This window comes from Photobacterium sp. GB-210, assembly GCF_003026075.1.
Lineage (GTDB): Bacteria > Pseudomonadota > Gammaproteobacteria > Enterobacterales > Vibrionaceae > Photobacterium.
The window spans coordinates 21,816-40,571 of record NZ_PYNU01000007.1; the positions used below are offsets into that span (position 1 = coordinate 21,816).

The 18,756-nt window shown below is 36.8% G+C and carries 21 protein-coding genes; 9 read left to right on the forward strand and 12 right to left on the reverse strand.

Annotated elements, in window-relative coordinates; translation table 11 throughout:
- Positions 1-31 precede the first annotated feature (31 nt).
- A complete protein-coding gene (locus C9J38_RS11020; RefSeq protein WP_107207135.1) occupies positions 32-400 on the reverse strand; it encodes a regulator in 369 nt (122 codons plus the stop codon).
- A 207-nt stretch (positions 401-607) separates the two neighbouring features.
- Here C9J38_RS11020 and C9J38_RS11025 point away from each other — a divergent pair, with 207 nt between their 5' ends.
- On the forward strand, positions 608-976 hold the full coding sequence (locus C9J38_RS11025) for a hypothetical protein (protein WP_107207136.1): 369 nt from the start codon (positions 608-610) through the stop codon (positions 974-976).
- A gap of 90 nt (positions 977-1,066) precedes the next feature.
- On the opposite strand, the gene C9J38_RS11030 is transcribed toward C9J38_RS11025, so the two are convergent.
- Positions 1,067-1,987: a LysR family transcriptional regulator gene (locus C9J38_RS11030; protein WP_107207137.1), complete on the reverse strand. Its 921-nt coding sequence runs from the start codon at positions 1,985-1,987 to the stop codon at positions 1,067-1,069.
- Between the two features lie 126 nt (positions 1,988-2,113).
- Here C9J38_RS11030 and C9J38_RS11035 point away from each other — a divergent pair, with 126 nt between their 5' ends.
- Together C9J38_RS11035 and C9J38_RS11040 are read left to right on the forward strand one after the other, a co-directional pair.
- Positions 2,114-2,743, forward strand: coding sequence for a GrxB family glutaredoxin (locus C9J38_RS11035; protein ID WP_107207138.1), 630 nt, complete (start codon positions 2,114-2,116; stop codon positions 2,741-2,743).
- Positions 2,744-2,753: 10 nt separating this feature from the next.
- A complete protein-coding gene (locus C9J38_RS11040; protein WP_107207139.1) occupies positions 2,754-3,845 on the forward strand; it encodes an alkene reductase in 1,092 nt (363 codons plus the stop codon).
- 101 nt (positions 3,846-3,946) lie between these two features.
- Here the strand turns inward: C9J38_RS11040 and C9J38_RS11045 are convergent, their stop codons facing one another.
- The 5 genes from C9J38_RS11045 to lepB all read right to left on the reverse strand — a co-directional run bounded on the left by C9J38_RS11045 (position 3,947) and on the right by lepB (position 8,520).
- Positions 3,947-5,245 (reverse strand): type II toxin-antitoxin system HipA family toxin, encoded by a 1,299-nt coding sequence (locus C9J38_RS11045; protein ID WP_107207140.1) that lies wholly within the window; start codon positions 5,243-5,245, stop codon positions 3,947-3,949.
- 2 nt (positions 5,246-5,247) lie between these two features.
- Positions 5,248-5,508 carry a helix-turn-helix domain-containing protein gene (locus tag C9J38_RS11050; protein ID WP_045151640.1) on the reverse strand — a complete coding sequence of 87 codons (261 nt, stop codon included), beginning with the start codon at positions 5,506-5,508 and terminating at the stop codon, positions 5,248-5,250.
- A gap of 395 nt (positions 5,509-5,903) precedes the next feature.
- Positions 5,904-6,887 (reverse strand): rhodanese-related sulfurtransferase, encoded by a 984-nt coding sequence (locus tag C9J38_RS11055; protein ID WP_107207141.1) that lies wholly within the window; start codon positions 6,885-6,887, stop codon positions 5,904-5,906.
- 273 nt (positions 6,888-7,160) lie between these two features.
- Entirely contained in the window at positions 7,161-7,301 is a 141-nt protein-coding gene (locus C9J38_RS22020; RefSeq protein WP_233217639.1) for a hypothetical protein, read from the reverse strand.
- Positions 7,302-7,641: 340 nt separating this feature from the next.
- On the reverse strand, positions 7,642-8,520 hold the full coding sequence (gene lepB, locus C9J38_RS11065) for a signal peptidase I (RefSeq protein WP_107207142.1): 879 nt from the start codon (positions 8,518-8,520) through the stop codon (positions 7,642-7,644).
- A 982-nt stretch (positions 8,521-9,502) separates the two neighbouring features.
- On the opposite strand from lepB, the gene C9J38_RS11070 reads away from it, so the two are divergent.
- Positions 9,503-10,435: a Gfo/Idh/MocA family protein gene (locus C9J38_RS11070; protein ID WP_107207143.1), complete on the forward strand. Its 933-nt coding sequence runs from the start codon at positions 9,503-9,505 to the stop codon at positions 10,433-10,435.
- A gap of 66 nt (positions 10,436-10,501) precedes the next feature.
- On the opposite strand, the gene C9J38_RS11075 is transcribed toward C9J38_RS11070, so the two are convergent.
- Together C9J38_RS11075 and C9J38_RS11080 are read right to left on the reverse strand one after the other, a co-directional pair.
- Complete coding sequence (locus C9J38_RS11075; RefSeq protein ID WP_107207144.1) at positions 10,502-11,284, reverse strand: helix-turn-helix transcriptional regulator; 783 nt, start codon at positions 11,282-11,284, stop codon at positions 10,502-10,504.
- Between the two features lie 92 nt (positions 11,285-11,376).
- On the reverse strand, positions 11,377-11,856 hold the full coding sequence (locus C9J38_RS11080; RefSeq protein WP_107207145.1) for a YbhB/YbcL family Raf kinase inhibitor-like protein: 480 nt from the start codon (positions 11,854-11,856) through the stop codon (positions 11,377-11,379).
- A gap of 362 nt (positions 11,857-12,218) precedes the next feature.
- On the opposite strand from C9J38_RS11080, the gene C9J38_RS11085 reads away from it, so the two are divergent.
- Positions 12,219-12,467, forward strand: coding sequence for a DinI-like family protein (locus tag C9J38_RS11085; protein WP_107207146.1), 249 nt, complete (start codon positions 12,219-12,221; stop codon positions 12,465-12,467).
- A 132-nt stretch (positions 12,468-12,599) separates the two neighbouring features.
- Entirely contained in the window at positions 12,600-12,977 is a 378-nt protein-coding gene (locus C9J38_RS11090; RefSeq protein WP_107207147.1) for a cupin domain-containing protein, read from the forward strand.
- 46 nt (positions 12,978-13,023) lie between these two features.
- Here the strand turns inward: C9J38_RS11090 and C9J38_RS11095 are convergent, their stop codons facing one another.
- Positions 13,024-13,374, reverse strand: coding sequence for a hypothetical protein (locus C9J38_RS11095; RefSeq protein WP_107207148.1), 351 nt, complete (start codon positions 13,372-13,374; stop codon positions 13,024-13,026).
- Positions 13,375-13,424: 50 nt separating this feature from the next.
- On the reverse strand, positions 13,425-14,165 hold the full coding sequence (locus C9J38_RS11100) for a GIN domain-containing protein (RefSeq protein ID WP_107207149.1): 741 nt from the start codon (positions 14,163-14,165) through the stop codon (positions 13,425-13,427).
- A gap of 285 nt (positions 14,166-14,450) precedes the next feature.
- Between C9J38_RS11100 and C9J38_RS11105 the strand changes: the two genes are divergently transcribed.
- Together C9J38_RS11105 and C9J38_RS11110 are read left to right on the forward strand one after the other, a co-directional pair.
- Complete coding sequence (locus tag C9J38_RS11105) at positions 14,451-15,893, forward strand: tyrosine-type recombinase/integrase (RefSeq protein WP_107207150.1); 1,443 nt, start codon at positions 14,451-14,453, stop codon at positions 15,891-15,893.
- A 119-nt stretch (positions 15,894-16,012) separates the two neighbouring features.
- Complete coding sequence (locus tag C9J38_RS11110; protein ID WP_107207151.1) at positions 16,013-16,264, forward strand: hypothetical protein; 252 nt, start codon at positions 16,013-16,015, stop codon at positions 16,262-16,264.
- Positions 16,265-16,318: 54 nt separating this feature from the next.
- Here the strand turns inward: C9J38_RS11110 and C9J38_RS11115 are convergent, their stop codons facing one another.
- Positions 16,319-17,560 carry an Nramp family divalent metal transporter gene (locus C9J38_RS11115; protein ID WP_304589087.1) on the reverse strand — a complete coding sequence of 414 codons (1,242 nt, stop codon included), beginning with the start codon at positions 17,558-17,560 and terminating at the stop codon, positions 16,319-16,321.
- Positions 17,561-17,879: 319 nt separating this feature from the next.
- Between C9J38_RS11115 and rpoS the strand changes: the two genes are divergently transcribed.
- Complete coding sequence (gene rpoS, locus C9J38_RS11120) at positions 17,880-18,752, forward strand: RNA polymerase sigma factor RpoS (RefSeq protein WP_107207152.1); 873 nt, start codon at positions 17,880-17,882, stop codon at positions 18,750-18,752.
- Positions 18,753-18,756: the final 4 nt, after the last annotated feature.

The window sequence follows — 18,756 nt, forward strand, 5'->3', positions numbered from 1 at the left end:
TAGGGTTACGTTTAGTAACCCTTTCTAAATTTTATTTAGGTAATTTATTTATTAATCTTGCTATTTTAATAATCTTGCTTTGTATATATCTGTCATCTTCAGCCTCTATCTCTAATAAAGCATATCCAGTTAAAATCTGGTTTTGTGACATTTTTAGACCTTGGTCATTTTTTAAATAACCCTGACTGAACTGCCATCCTTTCCACTCATTTTCAATAGTTACTAACTCAATTCCCTTGTGCATTCTCATTAACCTACGACATTCTGGAGGTATAGGTTGCCCAGTATCCCATTGCGTGATGGTTCTCACACTTTTAAAACATAGTTTAGCTGTATCTTTTTTAGATAAACCACATTGAAATTTACGAAAATAATAGTTTTTAGTCATTTCCCTAGCCATGACGTCATATTTCCTTATTTATTTCTATTGATAATAACGTCATTAATGTTATCTAAATTTATTATTAGGCTATATTTCAATAAGTTATATTTAACATAAAAGAAGCATAATGCGTATTTATTGTTGAGGTGTTGATATACAATATCAGTATGTGCATATTTGTGCTTATATTGCTATGATGAAGTATATTTATAAAAGGATAATTATATGAAAATCATATTACCTGTAATATTGTTACTTATGTCTGCTTCATCTTTCTCTTCTACAAGTACTATAAAGTGTATCTACAAAAGTTATTCAAACGCTGAAGGATCCCATAAAGTAGAAAACGATTTAGTACTTAGTTTTCTGTTAGATAGCGACAATAATAAAAGTTATGTATTAGGTAATAATGGTAGTAATGAAGTTGTTAAGATTGTTGGAACTGGTCACGTAACATTTTTAGAATCTACTTCTTCTGGTAATGTTATGTCCACCACAATTACGGACAATATGAAAACAGTACACAGCAGAAATTCGGTTTTGTTTGGTAAGTTAATTCCTTCCCAATATTATGGTGAATGTGAAGTAATGTAGTTATCTATCTAAACTTTGATAATCGCTTGTATCTTAAATTATAGAAAGAAATAAATTCGTTGAGAACAACATAAAAACAACATGTAACCACTACCCCAATCTTTCACCAAATCGTTCTAACAAGAACTCTATAAACAATCGAAGCCGTTTAGGTTGATACTGGCGGCTTTGGTAAATCACGTTTAAGTCGGCACTGGCTGAAGATGTCGATGCGTTGAAGTTCTTCATGTAACCATCAAGCACTGTCACTAATCGTTGCTCTTTTATGTCGTGCTGAATATCTAATATCGACTTTAACGCAATGCCTGCTCCATCTAATGCCCATTGGCGGATCACTTCGCCATCATCTGAAAAACGTTTCGGTACTAGGGTTATCACTGTTTGCTGGTTGTCGTCTGTAAAGTGCCATGTTTTCAGTTCTTCATTACTGCGGATCATGGCTAAACAATGGTGATCGGCGAGATCTTGTGGGGTTACGGGTGTGCCTTTGTTTGCCAAGTATTCGGGCGTTGCACATAACACTCGTCTGCTGGCTGCAAGTTTACGAGAGATAAGGTTACTGTCTGCCAGTTCCCCATAACGGATCACAATATCAATCCCCGATTCTGCTAAGTTGGTTAGCTTATCGTCTAAATATAAGTACGGCACAACGTCTGGGTATCGTTCGCAAAATGCCGAGATAATGGGTGAGATGTATTGTTTGCCTATGTCACGTGGTGCCGAGATCTTTAGCGTCCCTCGTACTTCTTGGCTACCGGTTTGAAGTAAGTTTTCTGTCTCTTTTACGCTATCGATGATCTCTAAACAGGCTTGATGGTACAGCGCACCAGATTCGGTTAAAGAAATATGCCTAGTACTGCGATTAAGCAGCTTAACACCGTTGCGATCTTCTAATGCTTGTAGCCTAGCTGTTACCGTTGCGGGAGATAAACCTAACTCTCTGCCTGCTGCGGCCATGCCTTGATTTTTAACGATACTGATAAATAACGTCATATCAGAAAACTTATCCATGCCCTTTCCTTTTGTTTATTGTTCAGCTAAGCCGAATAATCTTTTTAAATTTACCCCAATTATCAAATTCTATCCAATGAATATACTGACGCCATCAAAACAAAAATGGCTAAATAGGAAATAACGATGAAGCTTTATATTTATGAACATTGCCCTTTTAGTGCTCGCGTCCGTTATGTGGCTGGAATATTGAATATCCCACTGACGGTAACTTGTATTGCTTATGATGATGACAAAACCACGAATGCGCTCATCGGTACTAAGCAAGTGCCTCTTTTGATTAAAGATGATGGCGAAGCCTTAGCAGAAAGCTTAGATATTATTCAGTATTTCATTGAGTTAGCGCAGTCTAGCGAGACAGTTGAGATTTCTAAGGCTGTGTTTGATTGGCAAAAAAACGCGTTTCTTCCATTACAAAAAATCGGCTATCCACGTTGGTCAAACATGGCGTTACCTGAGTTTGAAACTGACTCTGCCCGACAAGCTTGGCGAGCTAAGAAAGAATCAGACGAGCTAAATTTTGATGCGTTATTGCAAGATACCCCGAGCATCGCTAATGACGTTGAGTCTCTTATTCAGCAAGCAAAAACGATTTTGAAGTTAGAAACGAGCCAAGCTGTTCGTTTGGTTGATGGCGCGATTATGTTCTCTATTTTACGTGGGTTCTTTAGTGCGCCTGAGATCAAGTGGGACAACACAGTAAAAGATTGGATGGAATCGGTCAGCGTTAAAACCCACGTACCACTACTTAAATAAGGTGTCGATAATGAGCAAGCTTTTTGAATCAACACAGCTTAACGAATTGAATCTACAAAACCGTATTGTTATGGCACCGATGACACGTGCGCGTAGTAGTCAGCCGGGTAATGTTCCAAACGCGATGATGGCGAGTTATTACCAACAACGTGCCAGTGCTGGATTAATTATCTCTGAAGCGACGCAGATTTCTGATGATTCGCAAGGCTATTCGTTTACGCCTGGTGTTTATACCGATGAGCAAGTATCGGGTTGGAATTCGGTAACACAAGCGGTACATAAGAACGGCGCGGCGATGTTTTGTCAGCTATGGCATGTAGGTCGTGTATCTCACCCTGTATTCCAAAACGGTGAGAAGCCGATTGCGCCATCGGCACTTAAACCTGTTGAAACCAAGGTGTGGATTGCAGATGAACAAGGCAATGGCAACATGGTCGATTGTGTTGAACCAAGAGCAATGACACAAGCAGATATTGATCGGGTTATCGCAGATTTTGCTTATGCTGCAAAACGCGCTATTGATGCAGGTTTTGATGGTGTCGAAATTCACGGCGGTAATGGCTATCTTATCGATCAGTTCTTACGGACTAACTCTAACCATCGTACTGATAGTTACGGTGTCACTAGAGAAAATCGTATTCGCTTCTTATTAGAAGTTGTTGATGCTGTTAGTAATATCATTGGTGCTAATAAAGTGGGTGTTCGACTTGCGCCCTTCATCACTTTTAAAGATATGAATTGCCCTGATATTGTGCCGACTATTTTAGAGGCAGCAAAACAACTCCAAGCGCGTGACATTGGTTACCTGCATTTATCAGAAGCGGATTGGGATGATGCGCCAGTGATCCCCGAGCAGTTTAGAATTGATCTGCGTGAGTATTTCACTAATACGATCATTGTTGCAGGTAGTTATACGCAAGCGCGTGCGGATGAAGTGCTGAATAAAGGCTATGCAGATTTAGTGGCGTTTGGTCGTCCGTTTGTGGCTAATCCTGATTTTGTCTCACGCCTACAGCACCAACAACCTTTAGCAGATCTGGATGGTGCGACGCTATTTGGCGGTAATGATCACGGTTATACCGACTATCCTACTCTTGGCTAATTAAGCCCTAATTCTGAAGGCATAAGTATTAAGGCCAGAGTATTTAAAGCAAGCATATTTAAGGCATGGGTTGTTTGCTTATGCCTTGTTTATACTTGTTTTTATGCCAATCGCCCTGCTTGCTTTAATACCCCGTTAAATATCGATTCACTAATATCAGTAGGAAAATCGTTGGGCAATTGCTGTCGGACTTTTTCTATCGCACTTGGCGCTTGGTTTTTCATTTCAGTCATTAATTCATTGGCACGCTGGGTAGAAAATCCAACCGCTTTGGCTGTACTTAAAAAATGCCGAGGCTGAATGGTTTGCCATTTGTAATATTTCTTGGTGCCCGTTAATGCCATTGCCATTTTTGCTTTCTGTTTCGGAATGCTGTTTGAATCCATTAAAGGATAAGCAGAAATAATGTCGTATAACGGTGTCATGCTATAACGGCTTTCAGGTTCTAAAAATAAACTGAAGTTTTTACCGTGTCCATCAATGGCAGCTAACAACCAAAACAAGATCTGTGCTTTGAAAAATACTTCTCGATCTTGGGTTGATGTTCGTGAACCTAATAGAAATTGCATGATACTGGCAATGTTTGGCCCACCGTCCGATTCATATTTTAATGCCGGTGCAACACCTAATGCTTGGCACATGTCTTCTTGGGGTAAACGCATTAACCAACTACCGTCTTGCGACCACCGACGATCAAAGCGCGTTAACGCTAATGCTTTTACATCTTCAACATTGATGATGCTGGCATCGTTCACTTCAAAGCCAAATGCAGCCGCGATTTTTAAACATAACCATTCGTTTTCACAGCTATCGCTTAAGTCTATGTTTTTGTGCGGTAAGATCCCGATTGGCAATTTCAGAATATGGCTGGTTGGGGTCGAACCTAACGGTAAATGCCACTGATTTTGATACCATAACAAGCCCGTTTTTTCCTGTGCGCCAGCTATAGATATACGAAAGTCGTCCATATCATCTAGCATGCCGAGTGGCGCATCGCTTTGGTAACCCCGTAATACCTGTGCCATTCGAGATTCGGTTAATGGCTCTGCTTGTATTTGCCTTACATCCTGTAGGCTATGTTGTGGTGAATAAAGCTGAATAGCACCAACACAATCGCCGCCTATTTTACTTAATAGATCAAAGGGGCGTTTGGTAGCCGCTTGAAAGCGGGATTGAATACGGCTGCGAATTTCTTCGTTATCAGGCAATAAGTTATCGAAGAAATTGTAAGGAATATCACCATGATAAGCATCGTGGCGTAACGGCATAGAAAGTGAGATCGCACGGGCTCCTGCTCGTGATAACCATGTTGGATCATATTGAAACGATATCGCACCAGAGCTTGCTTTGGTTAAGCTGCCGACTAAGATCCCATTCATTGCAACCGTTAACACATCCATGTTTACCACTCCTCATTCCATTTCTGTTGTGTGGTGTGTGGTTCGCTGTTTGTGTTACGCGGTTGAACATGCAGCTCTAGATCTAATGCGGCGAGTAATTTAAAAAGCGTTTCTAGCTTGGTACTTTCTGGGTTATTTTCGAACGCAGATACGGTGGTTTGTTTAATACCGACCAGTTTAGCTGTATCGCTTTGGGTTCTGCTTTGGGCTTTACGTTGATCTCGCACTGCATTGGCGAGCATTTTAGCTGATGTGATTTGCATGGTTCCCACTTTAAATTATCCGCTATAAAGGATATTTAAAGTATATCCCTTATAGCGGATATTTACAATTTATCCGCTATAGAGGATATTATTGTGTTATCCCCTGTAGCGGATAATACGTTGATACTCATTCCGTTGTGGAAGCATTTTTCCCACCCACTTGTAGATCGGCAAGTATATGAATAGATTAGGGATGGAAACTGAATACTGTATTATTTGTAGTTATATGAAGAGTATCTAGCTGACTATTGATTGACTGCATGCATATAACATTAGGTGAAATATCAACACATAAACTGCATTAATAAAAAGGGAATAAACACAAATAACTCTTTCTAGTTAAAAATGTCTATTCCTTTTGTGTTTTATCATTTGAAAGCAGATATTGTTTTATCTTACTTTTTAGCCGCTCGTTGCTGCTCTTTATGGGCAAGTTTGGCTTTTTTACGTTGCTCTATTAGTTGAGCAGCATCACCGCCGACATGGGTTTCACCACGTGCATTCGCTAATTGCACTTGTTTTTCACGTTCACGGAAACGGGCTTTTTGCTCTTCGCTGTGTTTATCAATACATTTTGGACAACTTACGCCTTTTTCAAAATGCTCTGATAATTGCTCTTCTTGTGTGATTGGCAATCGACAGGCATTACACACATCGTAATCACTTTTTTCTAGTTGGTGGTTAACAGCAACTCGCCCATCAAACACATAGCAGTCACCTTCCCACATGCTTTCTTCTTGTGGGACTTCTTCAAGGTATTTAAGAATGCCACCTTCTAGGTGATAGACTTCTTCAAACCCTTGTTCTTTCATGTATGCAGTTGATTTTTCACAACGAATGCCGCCAGTACAGAACATCGCAACCTTTTTGTGTTTGTTAGGATCGAGGTTGTCTTTTACGTATTGCGGAAATTCGCGGAAGGTTTCTGTATTTGGATTTACGGCGTTTTTGAATGTACCAATATCGACTTCGTAATCGTTACGGGTATCAACCAGAACAACATCAGGATCTGAAATTAATGCGTTCCATTCGTTAGGTTTTACGTAGGTTCCCACCACGTGACGAGGATCGATCCCCTCCACACCCATAGTAACGATTTCTTTCTTCAGTTTTACTTTGGTGCGGTTAAATGGCTGCTCTGCATTAAATGATTCTTTATAAACAACGTCAGCTAAGCGCGGATCTTGTTTAAACCAAGCTAGTAAGGCATCAATAGATTCTCGTTTACCTGCTACTGTGCCGTTTATCCCTTCACTAGCAAGAAGCAGTGTGCCACGAATGTGATTAGCTTCGAGCAATTTCGTTAATGGTTGGCGAATTTCTTGGTAGTTATCTAATGCGACAAATTTATACAGCGCACATACAACGTATTGAGACATGTTTTTTCCTTCTGCGAGCTGGAGCGTAAATCCAGTGCTTTATGTATTCTATTTATAATAGTGAGTTTAAAACTTGCGCAGTATAGCTAAGTCGGTGTATGACAAAAACCAACTAAAATCAGGGATATATATCGGCAATTATTGTAGGGCTTTAAAGGAAAGCGTTGATACTAAGTGATTTACAACGCTAATTGTACTAGTGCTTAAAACATAAAAAAGGACATATACGCAGAGGTATATGCCCTATTAAATCTCGTATGATGTAAAAGTTAGTTATTTACAGTTAAATTCCATCATAACTTTATGTTCAGAGTTTAATACATCACCACCTAAGAAAAACTTGCTCGCCGTGTTTGCAAGCTCAGTGGTTTTCTCATCAACGGCATGATCGAAATTACTCTGTTCAGAAATCACATAGAAGGATTTACCTAAATCTTTACATGTCTTTTTTGCCGTCGCATTTGCAATTTGTTTTGCTTCTTGCGCACTGCTGCCAGTCGCTTCTACTGTATAAGAGTTCTCTTTCGGTGTAACAATACCGGTCTGTGCAGCACAACCTGTAAGAGCTAGGAATAAAGGTGTCGATTTCTACATGTACACGCTAGATTCTGCACCAGCAAGTGGCGAGCACTGGGTAACGAAGAAAGAGTCAGATAAGTATAATCTGATTCAAAATATTACAGACTAATAAAAAAACCGACATGTTGTTAGCATGTCGGTTTTTCTGGTTTTATCTTATTGTTTGGTTATCGTTTTAATGAATGCTACCGATACGGTTGAAGCGAACACCATTAGGTAACCAATGTGGCCACATTGAGTCTGGGTTATGGTTGAAAGTAAAGCTAATCCAAATGAAGGTCGCTTTACCTACTAAGTTCTGCTCTGGCATAAAGCCCCAGTAACGGCTATCTAAGCTATTATCTCGGTTGTCACCCATTGCAAAGTAATGACCCTTTGGCACTACCCATACACCCATTGGTTGACCTGGCTGTTGGTAATAACGATTAATTTGCTCTGGTAAAGTTGGATCACGCAGAATGTGGTGAGTCACCTTACCCAGTTCTTCTTTATACTCGTTTAGCTGTGTACCTAATTCAGTGAAATTAGTTAAGCCAACATATTGTTTTGGTACTTCTTTTGCTACTGGACATACTTTCTGTCCGTTACAAGCTGGTTTGATATAAAGGGTTTTGTTTTGGTAAATAATAGTATCACCCGGTAAACCAACCACGCGTTTGATTAAATCAATTTTCGGATTTGATGGATCAATAAATACTGCTATGTCACCACGTTGTGGCTTACCTGTTGGTATTAATGTTTTGTGGAAAATAGGATCGCGTAGGCCGTAGGCGAACTTTTCTACCCCAATAAAATCACCAGGTACTAATGTCGGCTGCATAGAGCCACTTGGAATTTGAAAAGGTTCGATAATAAATGATCGAATAATTAAAATAGCAAATAACACCGGAAACATTGAGCGTGCTTGAGCAACCCAACCTGTGTTCTCCTGTTTAACCCCTTCTCGTTTAGGTTGCCACACGAACTTATCTAGCGCGAAAATAACACCTGTTATTAAGGTCGCGAGAGTAAGAATAAGTGCGAACATTTCTGCAGCGTTGAATATTGAAAGCATGTGCTATCCCAAAAACTGTGTAAATAGAATAATCTATAAATAATATTATTGCGTATTGAACATGATTAATGTGCTAAATAAAACGGTTATATTTCGGAAACTATGATCTCAATTTATCAATCTATTTGATCTCATCGCTTTTACTAATGTTTTATGTTGCTCATTTTATTGATAATCCCCTCATTCTAATAGAATGATAGGATATAGAGTAAAGCCTACACCAAGATTGAGCTTTGTGAGTATTTTAATGATGCTAGGGCTTAATCGCTTGGTGAATGCCCCATGCTGTAAGATGTTTCATAACCATGTTAACGCATTTGTGTTCAATTTCATCCCTTTTCTGATTAGCTTCATTAGGTATATCGTTCAGCCATTGGCAATTAGGCTATTTATATAAACATAAGCTTACATTCTATATTGGTCTAGTAATTCAAAATATTACTAACGGTTGTTTAGCATTTGAATGTTGTTCGGATTAATTTTAGTTCAAAAAATGGCCTTAATGTATAAAATCATCACTTTATGTAATTAATTTATAAAATATTTTCTCAATCGCTGTTATTCTTAAGGGGTATTATGTTACGTTTTATAGATAGAAGCATATTAAACAGAGTTATTATTGTGAAGATGCCCATAGCAACAAACAAAATCTTTTTTTACGCGTCGTTAGTATCTACTATTGTTTATACTTGTGAGTTATTTTACTTAACATTACATCGGACAACCACACTGCCCCATTGCATTATTATTTCCCTTTTAAAATGTGTGGCAAGCTGCATTATCTGTTTAATTTCATTACAATCTATCTATCATAAACGAGAAGACAAATTTAATGAGAAAATGAAAAAGTATGATGATCCTACTTTAAGCCAAGAGAGTTCGGAAAATAAACACCGTTAAAGTGAATGTCTTAAGCCTAGCTTCAGCTTCTTTGAGATATAAAGCATTTCGGTTCATAAAACCAATACGTTAAGGGTTAAAAATGCGAATAGGAATTGTTGGGCTAGGTGATATTGCACAGAAAGCGTATCTCCCAATTATGACGCAACTGAAAAATGTAGAGTTAATTTTTTGTACACGCAACCCTACCGTTTTAAATGCATTAGCTGATAAGCATAATGTCACTTGCTGTTTTGATGATTACCGCCAATTAAATAAAAAGAATATAGATGCGGTGATGATCCATGCTGCAACACGTAGTCACTATGACATAGCGCATTGGTGTATAAAGCAAGGTATTCCTACGTTTGTTGATAAACCGTTAGTTGATAATGCAGAGCACGTTGAACGTCTTTACGAGCTTGCAGAACAACATAACACCCCACTTTATGTTGGTTTTAACCGTCGTCATATCCCTCTATTTAACAAACATCTACCAGAGTTAGCTTCCGGAAATATTGGTGAATTACATTCACTGCGTTGGGAGAAAAATCGCCATAATCTGGTTGGTGATATTCACACCTTTATCTTTGATGATTTTATTCATGCACTTGATAGCGTTAACTTAAATACTAAATCGACACTCGATGATGTTTATGTTACTCATCAAATGTTTGGTGATCAGCTTTCACGTGTTGATGTGCAATGGCAAGCAGGACAATGTCTGCTACATGCTTCGATGAATCGTTTAAACGGCATTACCAATGAATGTGTTTCTGCCACTTATCATAACCAGTCTTACCAATTTACTTCTTTTATGCGTGGTCAACGCTGGCTAAATAATGAAGAAAGAATTTTAACATCAGAAGATTGGATGCCAATGTTAGCAACCAAAGGGTTTGATGCGATGATTTCTGATTGGTTAAGTGTGGTAGAGTCTGGCAATATGCCACTGCATACTATAGAACGTAACATTTCAACGCACCAATTAGCGGATGCCATTGCCCTTCAATTAGAGACATTATTTATCCGTTAATGGATTGATATTATTGAATATAAAGATAAATACCATTATCGCTAAAATAAAAGAATGGTATTTATCTTAATGGTGGTATTCAAATGTTTTTTGATATTGTTTTAGGCTCAGACCAAATTGATGTTGAAAACGTTGTGCAAATCGGGCTTCTGATTTGTAACCACATAAATGCGCAAGCTCTATTTGTGAATATGGCTTAGTTTGCAATAAGCTTAATGCATAACCCATTCTCAGTTCTGCTAATACATCCCTAAATTGGGTATTCTCGTCTTTTAAGCGCCTAATTAATGTCGATTTACTTAATCCGAAATGATCACAGACCGATTCAATTGAATGATTGGCTTTGGGATCATCATTAAAATATTGGGTTAACTTGTCTCGCCAGCTTAAATTTCGCATTGAAAATAACTGATGAAGATAACCATTGTTAGCAAGATGCTCAAATAATGCATTAACGATATGTGTTTGCACGTTGGGCTGAATATCCTTCGGCATTGTTATTATACTTTGCCATAAGTATTTCGCCGTTCCATCTAGGCTATATTCAGGTGTTAAACCGTCTTTCTGATTTTCTTGCGACCGTTGAATTTGCTCATCCGTTGGTCGGATCAAAAAACTCAGTTGGGTTGAGAAAAATTGGGTTTGGTTAGGGGTATTGATAAAGGTCAATGATGTATTGCCATGTGCCAATAACCAGTTATTGCTATTGAAGGTGATCCAGTCATTTTGCCAATGCAATTGTTTATTACCCTGTTGAATCCAGAAAATGGAAGGGTAAATAATCGGTACATTACGCAGGTGCTGCGGTCGATTACCATTATAATAATTAAGTTTGATTATGCCTGACATGTTTTTTTTATATAAACCTTGTGACTGGTTATTGATGATACACAATAAATAGACACAAGGTTTATCTCAATGATTATTAATATAAGCGTTATTTATCGAACATATGTTGGGGTAATCGTTGATTTGCCCAATGCTGTTGCGTTTAGCATAAAGCTAACTAATGCACATGATGCATCATCTGGCACTTCAAGTTTTTCTACTGGCAGTGCCCATACTGTAAATTGGTAACGATGCATACCGTGACCTTCAGGAGGACAAGCGCCGCCGTAACCGTTAAACCCATAGTCATTACGCATCTCTAAACCAGCCGCAAGTTTGCCTGATGCGCCCTGCTCAAGTGATGTAGTCGATGCTGGGATATTGATCACTTGCCAGTGCCAGAATCCGCTTTCTGTTGGTGCGTCTGGATCAAAACAAGTTATTGCAAAACTTTTTGTTCCTTCAGGTGCGTTTTCCCATGATAGCTGCGGAGAAACGTTATCACCGTCGTGTCCGAAGCTGTTAAATGAAAAGCGCTTGTCTTTTAATTGGCCTTCTACAATGTCTTGGCTATGTAATGTGAAAGTTGTCATTTTTTATATCCTATTATTTGCTGTTGGAATAATGATAGAACTATTTTGACAAAAAGGAATAACAATAAGTTCCAAATTTCGTTTAAAATATTTATTTTTGATACTTATTGTTTAAGCTGTAAATTATTTTTGTTGAAATGCTAATCGCTTTTTCAGTGTGGGTTAATGAATGGCGTTATGACAGTATCAAATGAACGTTATTTTGATTAACTATCATTAAAGATGTGACAAAGATCTCTGTTGTTATTGGGCAACAGTATTAATGAATACAACTAATTACAACGATTTAAATCTTGAATTGATGTTAGTTACTACTGTTTATAAAATCAGTGTTGTTATATACAGTTGGATGTAATTACTATATGCGTATTGAATTAATGCTTAATAAACTCAACCTATCTGATGCTCATTTTTCAAAGATTGATGATGAATTTAACAGAAGAGTATTAATGAACTGGCCGGATGCAAATATTCGTGTTCGTCTTGGTGGTGGAAATAATCTCACAGTGCTTGGTGGTTTTGCCGATGATAAAGAACGCGTTGAAGCACTGCTACAGGACATGTTTGATGAAGCAGACGATTGGTTATACAACGATCACGATATGTATTAATTAAGATATAAGATTCTTAACCTGATTTTGTAGCACGTCAATTTGGTTTTTTATCTTTCTTTTTTGGCTATCTATAAAATAGCTTTCTTCACCTATAATAACTATATCTTCAAATAGTTATATGGTTTTATTATGAGTGATTTTGTTTCTAAAAACATCTGGTCTGATTTTACAAAAGAACCTGATATGCCAGGTTTTAGTTTCCGAGATACAGATGAAAAGAATGAAAACTGTGTAACAGCTTTACTTGAACGATGGGAAGCTGGTACGTTTGAAGCACCCCATCATCATCCTAATGATGACATGTCGATCATTGTTAAAGGTGAAATTGTTATTCAATTTTACGTCAAGAAAGATGGTGAACTCGCTAAAGATGGTGATGAAATGACGCTAACTGCAGGCCAAACGGGTTATATTCAAGCGAACAGAATACATAGTGTTTTATACAAAACTGATTGCGATATGGTGTATATCCAAGATCGTGTATTTGGTTTTGAGAGTGACGAATAATTAGATGCTATCTAAAACAGCCATTCTTCTGAGTGGCTGTTTTTGTTTACAGCACAATCCATGGTTCATGTTCAACGAGTTCAATCGTTACTTTCTCCTCTCTTATTACAAAGTTTAGTGTTTCTTTATAGTGATCAATTTCATCTTGGTTATTACAGGGCCAGAAAAAATGAATGCCGTAACTTACGCTGATCACACCACTATTTGAATCTTGTGCCATTTCTACCATATCAACATGTAGGCTAGCTGTTGCAAATTGATATCGAAGATCTTGTTGATCATGTTTAGTGAACAAAGCGGGTGAAAATTTATCTTCATGGCTTTGTACATATTCGATTATATTTTCCGCGATGGAAAGCTTGTTATTAAATGAAAATGTGACTGTTTGTATTGTCATAATCGACCCCTATCAAATTAAGACTACCATTACATATTTACTATAAAACGTCAGTTCTGATAACAATACGTTATTTTACTATTGTCACTAGCGACAATTGTTGAATCAGCAGCTTTATTTATTGTGATTGATGAATCATCTTCCATAGAACCATTTATTGTACTGTTCGCCGTATTGCACATAGTGGCAATTGACCCCTCTTTCATGTTTAATTCAACAAGGTTAACGCCTGATGTTAAAGAAAATAAAGAATCAGTGGCGAGTGATAATTTTAAAACTCCAATGGGTTTATTGATCTCAATAGATGATGATTGAAAGGCATTAACGATAACTTTTTCAGCAACAATACCGACCTTCACATGCGAATTGTCTGTTGCAGTTATATCGAGATTCGTTGTTGAACCGTGAAGTTCGGCATAACTTTTATTCGATACATTAGCGGTGAATGTAGTTTCATCTAGCGCACAGCCATCAATATTTACCTTTGCGTGATTAGCGATATCAATTTTATTCAAAGGTTTAGAAACAATAACACGAGCCGTAATGTTAACCTTAGGGTTATCTTTATCTGTAGAATATAATTTAAGTGTCGCATCATTCACTTGTAACATCACCATTTCGAGTTCATCACCCGTAAACGATATTGATGGTAACTTTCCGCAACTTATATCTAACACTAAATTGTTAAGGCTCATATCTATTTCATTAAATTGCTTGAGATAGATATTCGTTGCACTTACTGAAGTAGAAAAAAGGCAACAAAGCCAAATAGCTCTCTTTAACAAGTTCATACCTACATCCTTTTATCTCCATTAACTTTAATTATAAGTAATAACTTTCTAATTCAGCGTATTAAGTTTACACCCCATATGTGACAGGGTAACACTTTTATGAATCACTAATTCGTAGGTTAATCTCTTAATTTATTTAAAATACCAACAAAAAAAAGGGGTTAATAACAGTCAGTATATCTTTGTTGATGATCCAGATCTTTCGACTAACTAACAGATTTATATAGTAATTAAATATCAGTCTTATATAATATCTCTTATAGCAGATCTAAAATAACTTATGTAATGCAGAACAAATTCCCTATCGATCCAAGAGCCGCGAGTTTAAGAACCACATCGTTACGTCAGCAAACACAATTAGCAGAACGCATTAATCATATAAATTATGCTTCGACTAATCCTGCGTTATCTTATGTGTATTCATTATCAGCGACTGACACCACCGGCGGTCAAGCTAATGCGCGTTATTCACTTGAAAGGCTTGCACGCTATGTATTGGGAGATAGCTTCCAACTCATTGATTGGATTGAACTATTTAATAATCAAGAAAAGCTGATTGATGCAGTTAAGTCATTTCTGATTGCTCGCGCTAAACAAAAAGCTAAAATGAAAAATCATTACTTCAGTGCGAATGAGCCAATAAAGAACTTACAAGTAAAGCCATTACTTAACGCTTTATTGAATGTAGCTAAATTTCTTAGAGATAATCAAAACTTACCTGCCTCTCGTGTTGTTGAATTTAAAGATCGTGTCGCAGTTTTTGATCTTGGAAGTTTTAAAAACTCAACGATAGAAAGTGGTTGGCTTCAACCGATTTTACCTCAGCACTATGCGTTTGAATTATCAAAACAATCAAAAGTGATGTTAGAGGCCTTTAGTTGTTTTTGTATTCGAAGTTGTATTGAGCGTTTTGATTGGACTGGTATTTTATATGCCCCTATTCTTCAATCAACGATGCAATCGTTTTTAAGTGATCGAATAGATAACCAAATCAGCGATCAAAAAAAAGCCTATGCGCCAGCAACTGCTGATAATTTACTTCGCATGTTACGCGGTGTAGCTCAACATGCCTGGCTCGCTGAGTTGATCTCAGTTGAAAATTTAGAACGTATAAAAGCAATTAAATTACCGAGGGGATGTCGTCAATCCAGTGGCAGATACCTTAGCTATAATGAATTAGATCATATTTCAGCTATTACGCTTAATCAAAAGAATGAAACTAAGGCATTGAGAGATAATGCTATTTTTTGGTTAATGTATGAGGCAGGTTTACGGCGAGCAGAAGTGGTCAATATAAATACCTTTGATATTGATATGGATCGGTGCCAGCTACGTGTTGTTGGTAAAGGTAATAAGGAGCGCTATGTTCCTTTCTCTCGAAATAGTGATTTATATAACGCGATGGAAAAATGGCTAGCCATTCGTTTGCAAGATTTTAACCCGAATTTACCTGCATTATTTTGCACTATTAATCGTTACCAAACATTGACTTATATGCGTTTAACAACACAAACACTTAATGATTTGTGTAAAAAACTCAATATGTTAGGTTTTTCTCGTATTGTTTCACCCCATGATTTTCGACATTCAGTGGCAACTAATCTTTTGCGTTCAGGTTACGACTTATTATTAGTCAGTAAATTTATGGGACATAGTAGTATTACGACAACCCAACGCTACGATAGACGTACTGATGATGATTTAAAAGGTGTAGTTCCGAGTCGGTAATGTAATTGATAACCTTATGTATTTTATAAAATAACTGCTTACCTCACATTTATTGTAAAACTTAATACTAGTAATTAACACTTATGAAATATAATACGCCATAGAAAGGAGTATTTATCATGAAAATGTGTGTCATTAGCTCATTAATTTCGATTTTTTTACTTATCTCTTTCCCTTCTGAGGCTCAAAGTGTGAAACAGTATAAGAATCAATACAGTGTTATACCTTGTGAAGGCTTAAAAACGAAACTAGAAAGCTTAGAAAAGCGTTCTAAAATGATCTTAAACGTTGCATCAGAGAAAGCTAAAAAAGAATTTAAATATAAAAATAAAGCACTACGTTTATTGATGAAACAAAAAAACTGCCAATAAATAACAAACAAGTGACGTTTGGCTTTTATTCATCTAATTGATTGGATGTATTATTTAAGAAAGTGTCACCATTAGGTATATGTTCAAGGCAACAACAAGAGCAATGATAACAATACCTGCATAACTAACGTATTTATTGTTTTTAAACTCACCCATTAGTTTTTCATTATTAGTGAAAATGAGTAACGGTATAATAGCTAATGCAATACCAAAACTAAGAACGACTTGACTCATCACTAAAATTTCAGTGGTATTAATAGCAAGCCCGATAACGATAAATGATGGGATCATTGTAACAAGACGGCGTAATAACAAAGGGATCTTAAATTTTACGAAACCTTGCATTACGACATCTCCAGCCATCGTGCCAACAACAGTCGATGATAAGCCTGATGCGATAAGAGAAATAGCAAACAATGTAGATGCCGCTTGTCCAACAAGTGGCGTTAATGTTTTGTACGCCGTTTCAATCCCAGCAATATCTTGATTACCTGAATAATGGAAAACGGCTGCTGCCATTGCCACAATTGCAATATTCACAAAACCTGCAATAACCATTGCAATGAGTACATCTAAACGTGTTGATTTTAATCTTTTTGCTTTTGTTTCACCGTAAGTATTTTTAAATAGCGCCGAGTGTAAATAAATAACATGCGGCATTACTGTTGCACCTAAAATACCTGCAGCTAAATAAATTTGATGTGAACTATTTAACGTTGGAATAGCAAGACCTTTTATCATCTCGCTTGCAGCAGGATGAGCAAAGAAAAGTTCAATAACATATACAACAGCTACGACTAATAATAATGTTGCAATGACAACTTCTAATGGTTTCTGGCTTTTATTACTTAATAATAAAATAGCCATTGTTACTATGGCTGTTATTATTGCTCCTTCCATTAAACTAATACCAAACAATAATTGGAAACCAACAGCAGCACCAATAAATTCAGCTAAATCCGTCGCCATAGCTATAATTTCGGCCTGAATCCAATATGGAGCTATCGCCCATTTGGGTAGATGTTCTCGTAAATGTTCCGCGAGATTTTTCCCCGTCACTATACCTAACTTTGCAGATAGGTATTGGATCAACATAGCCATTAGGTTTGCCCAAAGAACAACCCATAATAACTGATAGCCAAAAGAAGAGCCCGCTTCTATGTTTGTAGCAAAATTACCGGGATCAATATAACCAATAGCCGCAATGAATGCTGGACCTAGAAGTAGTAGTTTTTTCTTTAGTTTTAAACTGAAGATAGCCATTTCGGGCTTAACAGAAATTGTGGTAGAGACCATAGCTAACTCCTTAAACAATAACTTCATCATACATCGATACAAATGAGAATCAATATCATTTAGGTGCTATTAGTGGTTGGTAAGATTTCATAAAATTTATAGTTTTTATTATTAAAACGTGAGATCTTATTTCTATAGTGACTAGTGGATGCTTTGTAGGTATTTTTTATTGAATTTATAATGTGAAGTAGTATTAATTTTTTATTAACTGATTAATAAAATGGGTGAATAGAATAAATCTTTATGATAGTGTGAGCCTCGTTGCTTATTGATAGTTGGCTTATAAACTTTAAATATAAATATCATAAAGGGATCTGAAATGGATATAAACAAAGAAGAACAATTTCCACATGGCGGGGATATCGTTCATTTATACCTAAAAGAAATATCAGAAAAGCCACTTTTAACGAAAGAAGAAGAAATTTTATATAGCCGAAAAAGCTTGTGCGGTGATGCTAATAGTAAAAATGTATTGATTGAGAGTAATTTACGATTAGTCGTAAGTATCGCAAAAAAATACCGAGGCAGTAACATACATATCAGTGATTTAATTGATGAAGGTAATATCGGATTAATGACAGCTGTTGAAAAATTTGATCCAGAAAAAGGGTTTAGATTTTCAACATACGCTACATGGTGGATAAAACAAACAATAGAACGTGCAATACATAATCAAGGAAGAACGATACGTTTACCTGTTCATGTATCAAAAGAAATTAACACCATTGTTCGGACGCATAAACAATTAGTAAAGAAAAACAATCAGGAACCAAGTACAGAGTTAGTTGCTGAAGTTTTAAATAAAACCCTTGATGATGTATCGACAACCCTTTCTTATGACACTCCTATTGTATCGTACGATCAATCATTCTCAAATGAAGCAAGTAATCAGTCAATAGCGGTATTAATTGCAGATGAAAACAGTGCAAAACCTGATGAACATGTTGATGATTTAGCAATCCAAAAAATAACATCCAACGTACTCAATTGTTTAAATAACCGAGATAAAGAAATCATATGTAGAAGATTTGGTTTACAAGGTTATGAAGCACAGACTTTGCAAGAAGTTGCAGAAGAAGTGGGACTGACAAGAGAACGTATTCGCCAATTACAAGTTACCTCATTAGCAAAACTTAAAAGCTCACTTAGCCGTGATAACTATGATATCTCTGTTTTGTTTGCTAACAGTTAATATT

Excerpts from the sequence above, each read along its gene's own strand:
- C9J38_RS11020 (WP_107207135.1), bottom strand. The coding sequence starts at position 400 with ATGGCTAGGGAAATGACTAAAAACTATTATTTTCGTAAATTTCAATGT.
- C9J38_RS11025 (WP_107207136.1), top strand. The coding sequence starts at position 608 with ATGAAAATCATATTACCTGTAATATTGTTACTTATGTCTGCTTCATCT.
- C9J38_RS11030 (WP_107207137.1), bottom strand. The coding sequence starts at position 1,987 with ATGGATAAGTTTTCTGATATGACGTTATTTATCAGTATCGTTAAAAAT.
- C9J38_RS11035 (WP_107207138.1), top strand. The coding sequence starts at position 2,114 with ATGAAGCTTTATATTTATGAACATTGCCCTTTTAGTGCTCGCGTCCGT.
- C9J38_RS11040 (WP_107207139.1), top strand. The coding sequence starts at position 2,754 with ATGAGCAAGCTTTTTGAATCAACACAGCTTAACGAATTGAATCTACAA.
- C9J38_RS11045 (WP_107207140.1), bottom strand. The coding sequence starts at position 5,245 with ATGGATGTGTTAACGGTTGCAATGAATGGGATCTTAGTCGGCAGCTTA.
- C9J38_RS11050 (WP_045151640.1), bottom strand. The coding sequence starts at position 5,508 with ATGCAAATCACATCAGCTAAAATGCTCGCCAATGCAGTGCGAGATCAA.
- C9J38_RS11055 (WP_107207141.1), bottom strand. The coding sequence starts at position 6,887 with ATGTCTCAATACGTTGTATGTGCGCTGTATAAATTTGTCGCATTAGAT.
- lepB (WP_107207142.1), bottom strand. The coding sequence starts at position 8,520 with ATGCTTTCAATATTCAACGCTGCAGAAATGTTCGCACTTATTCTTACT.
- C9J38_RS11070 (WP_107207143.1), top strand. The coding sequence starts at position 9,503 with ATGCGAATAGGAATTGTTGGGCTAGGTGATATTGCACAGAAAGCGTAT.
- C9J38_RS11075 (WP_107207144.1), bottom strand. The coding sequence starts at position 11,284 with ATGTCAGGCATAATCAAACTTAATTATTATAATGGTAATCGACCGCAG.
- C9J38_RS11080 (WP_107207145.1), bottom strand. The coding sequence starts at position 11,856 with ATGACAACTTTCACATTACATAGCCAAGACATTGTAGAAGGCCAATTA.
- C9J38_RS11085 (WP_107207146.1), top strand. The coding sequence starts at position 12,219 with ATGCGTATTGAATTAATGCTTAATAAACTCAACCTATCTGATGCTCAT.
- C9J38_RS11090 (WP_107207147.1), top strand. The coding sequence starts at position 12,600 with ATGAGTGATTTTGTTTCTAAAAACATCTGGTCTGATTTTACAAAAGAA.
- C9J38_RS11095 (WP_107207148.1), bottom strand. The coding sequence starts at position 13,374 with ATGACAATACAAACAGTCACATTTTCATTTAATAACAAGCTTTCCATC.
- C9J38_RS11100 (WP_107207149.1), bottom strand. The coding sequence starts at position 14,165 with ATGAACTTGTTAAAGAGAGCTATTTGGCTTTGTTGCCTTTTTTCTACT.
- C9J38_RS11105 (WP_107207150.1), top strand. The coding sequence starts at position 14,451 with ATGCAGAACAAATTCCCTATCGATCCAAGAGCCGCGAGTTTAAGAACC.
- C9J38_RS11110 (WP_107207151.1), top strand. The coding sequence starts at position 16,013 with ATGAAAATGTGTGTCATTAGCTCATTAATTTCGATTTTTTTACTTATC.
- C9J38_RS11115 (WP_304589087.1), bottom strand. The coding sequence starts at position 17,560 with ATGGTCTCTACCACAATTTCTGTTAAGCCCGAAATGGCTATCTTCAGT.
- rpoS (WP_107207152.1), top strand. The coding sequence starts at position 17,880 with ATGGATATAAACAAAGAAGAACAATTTCCACATGGCGGGGATATCGTT.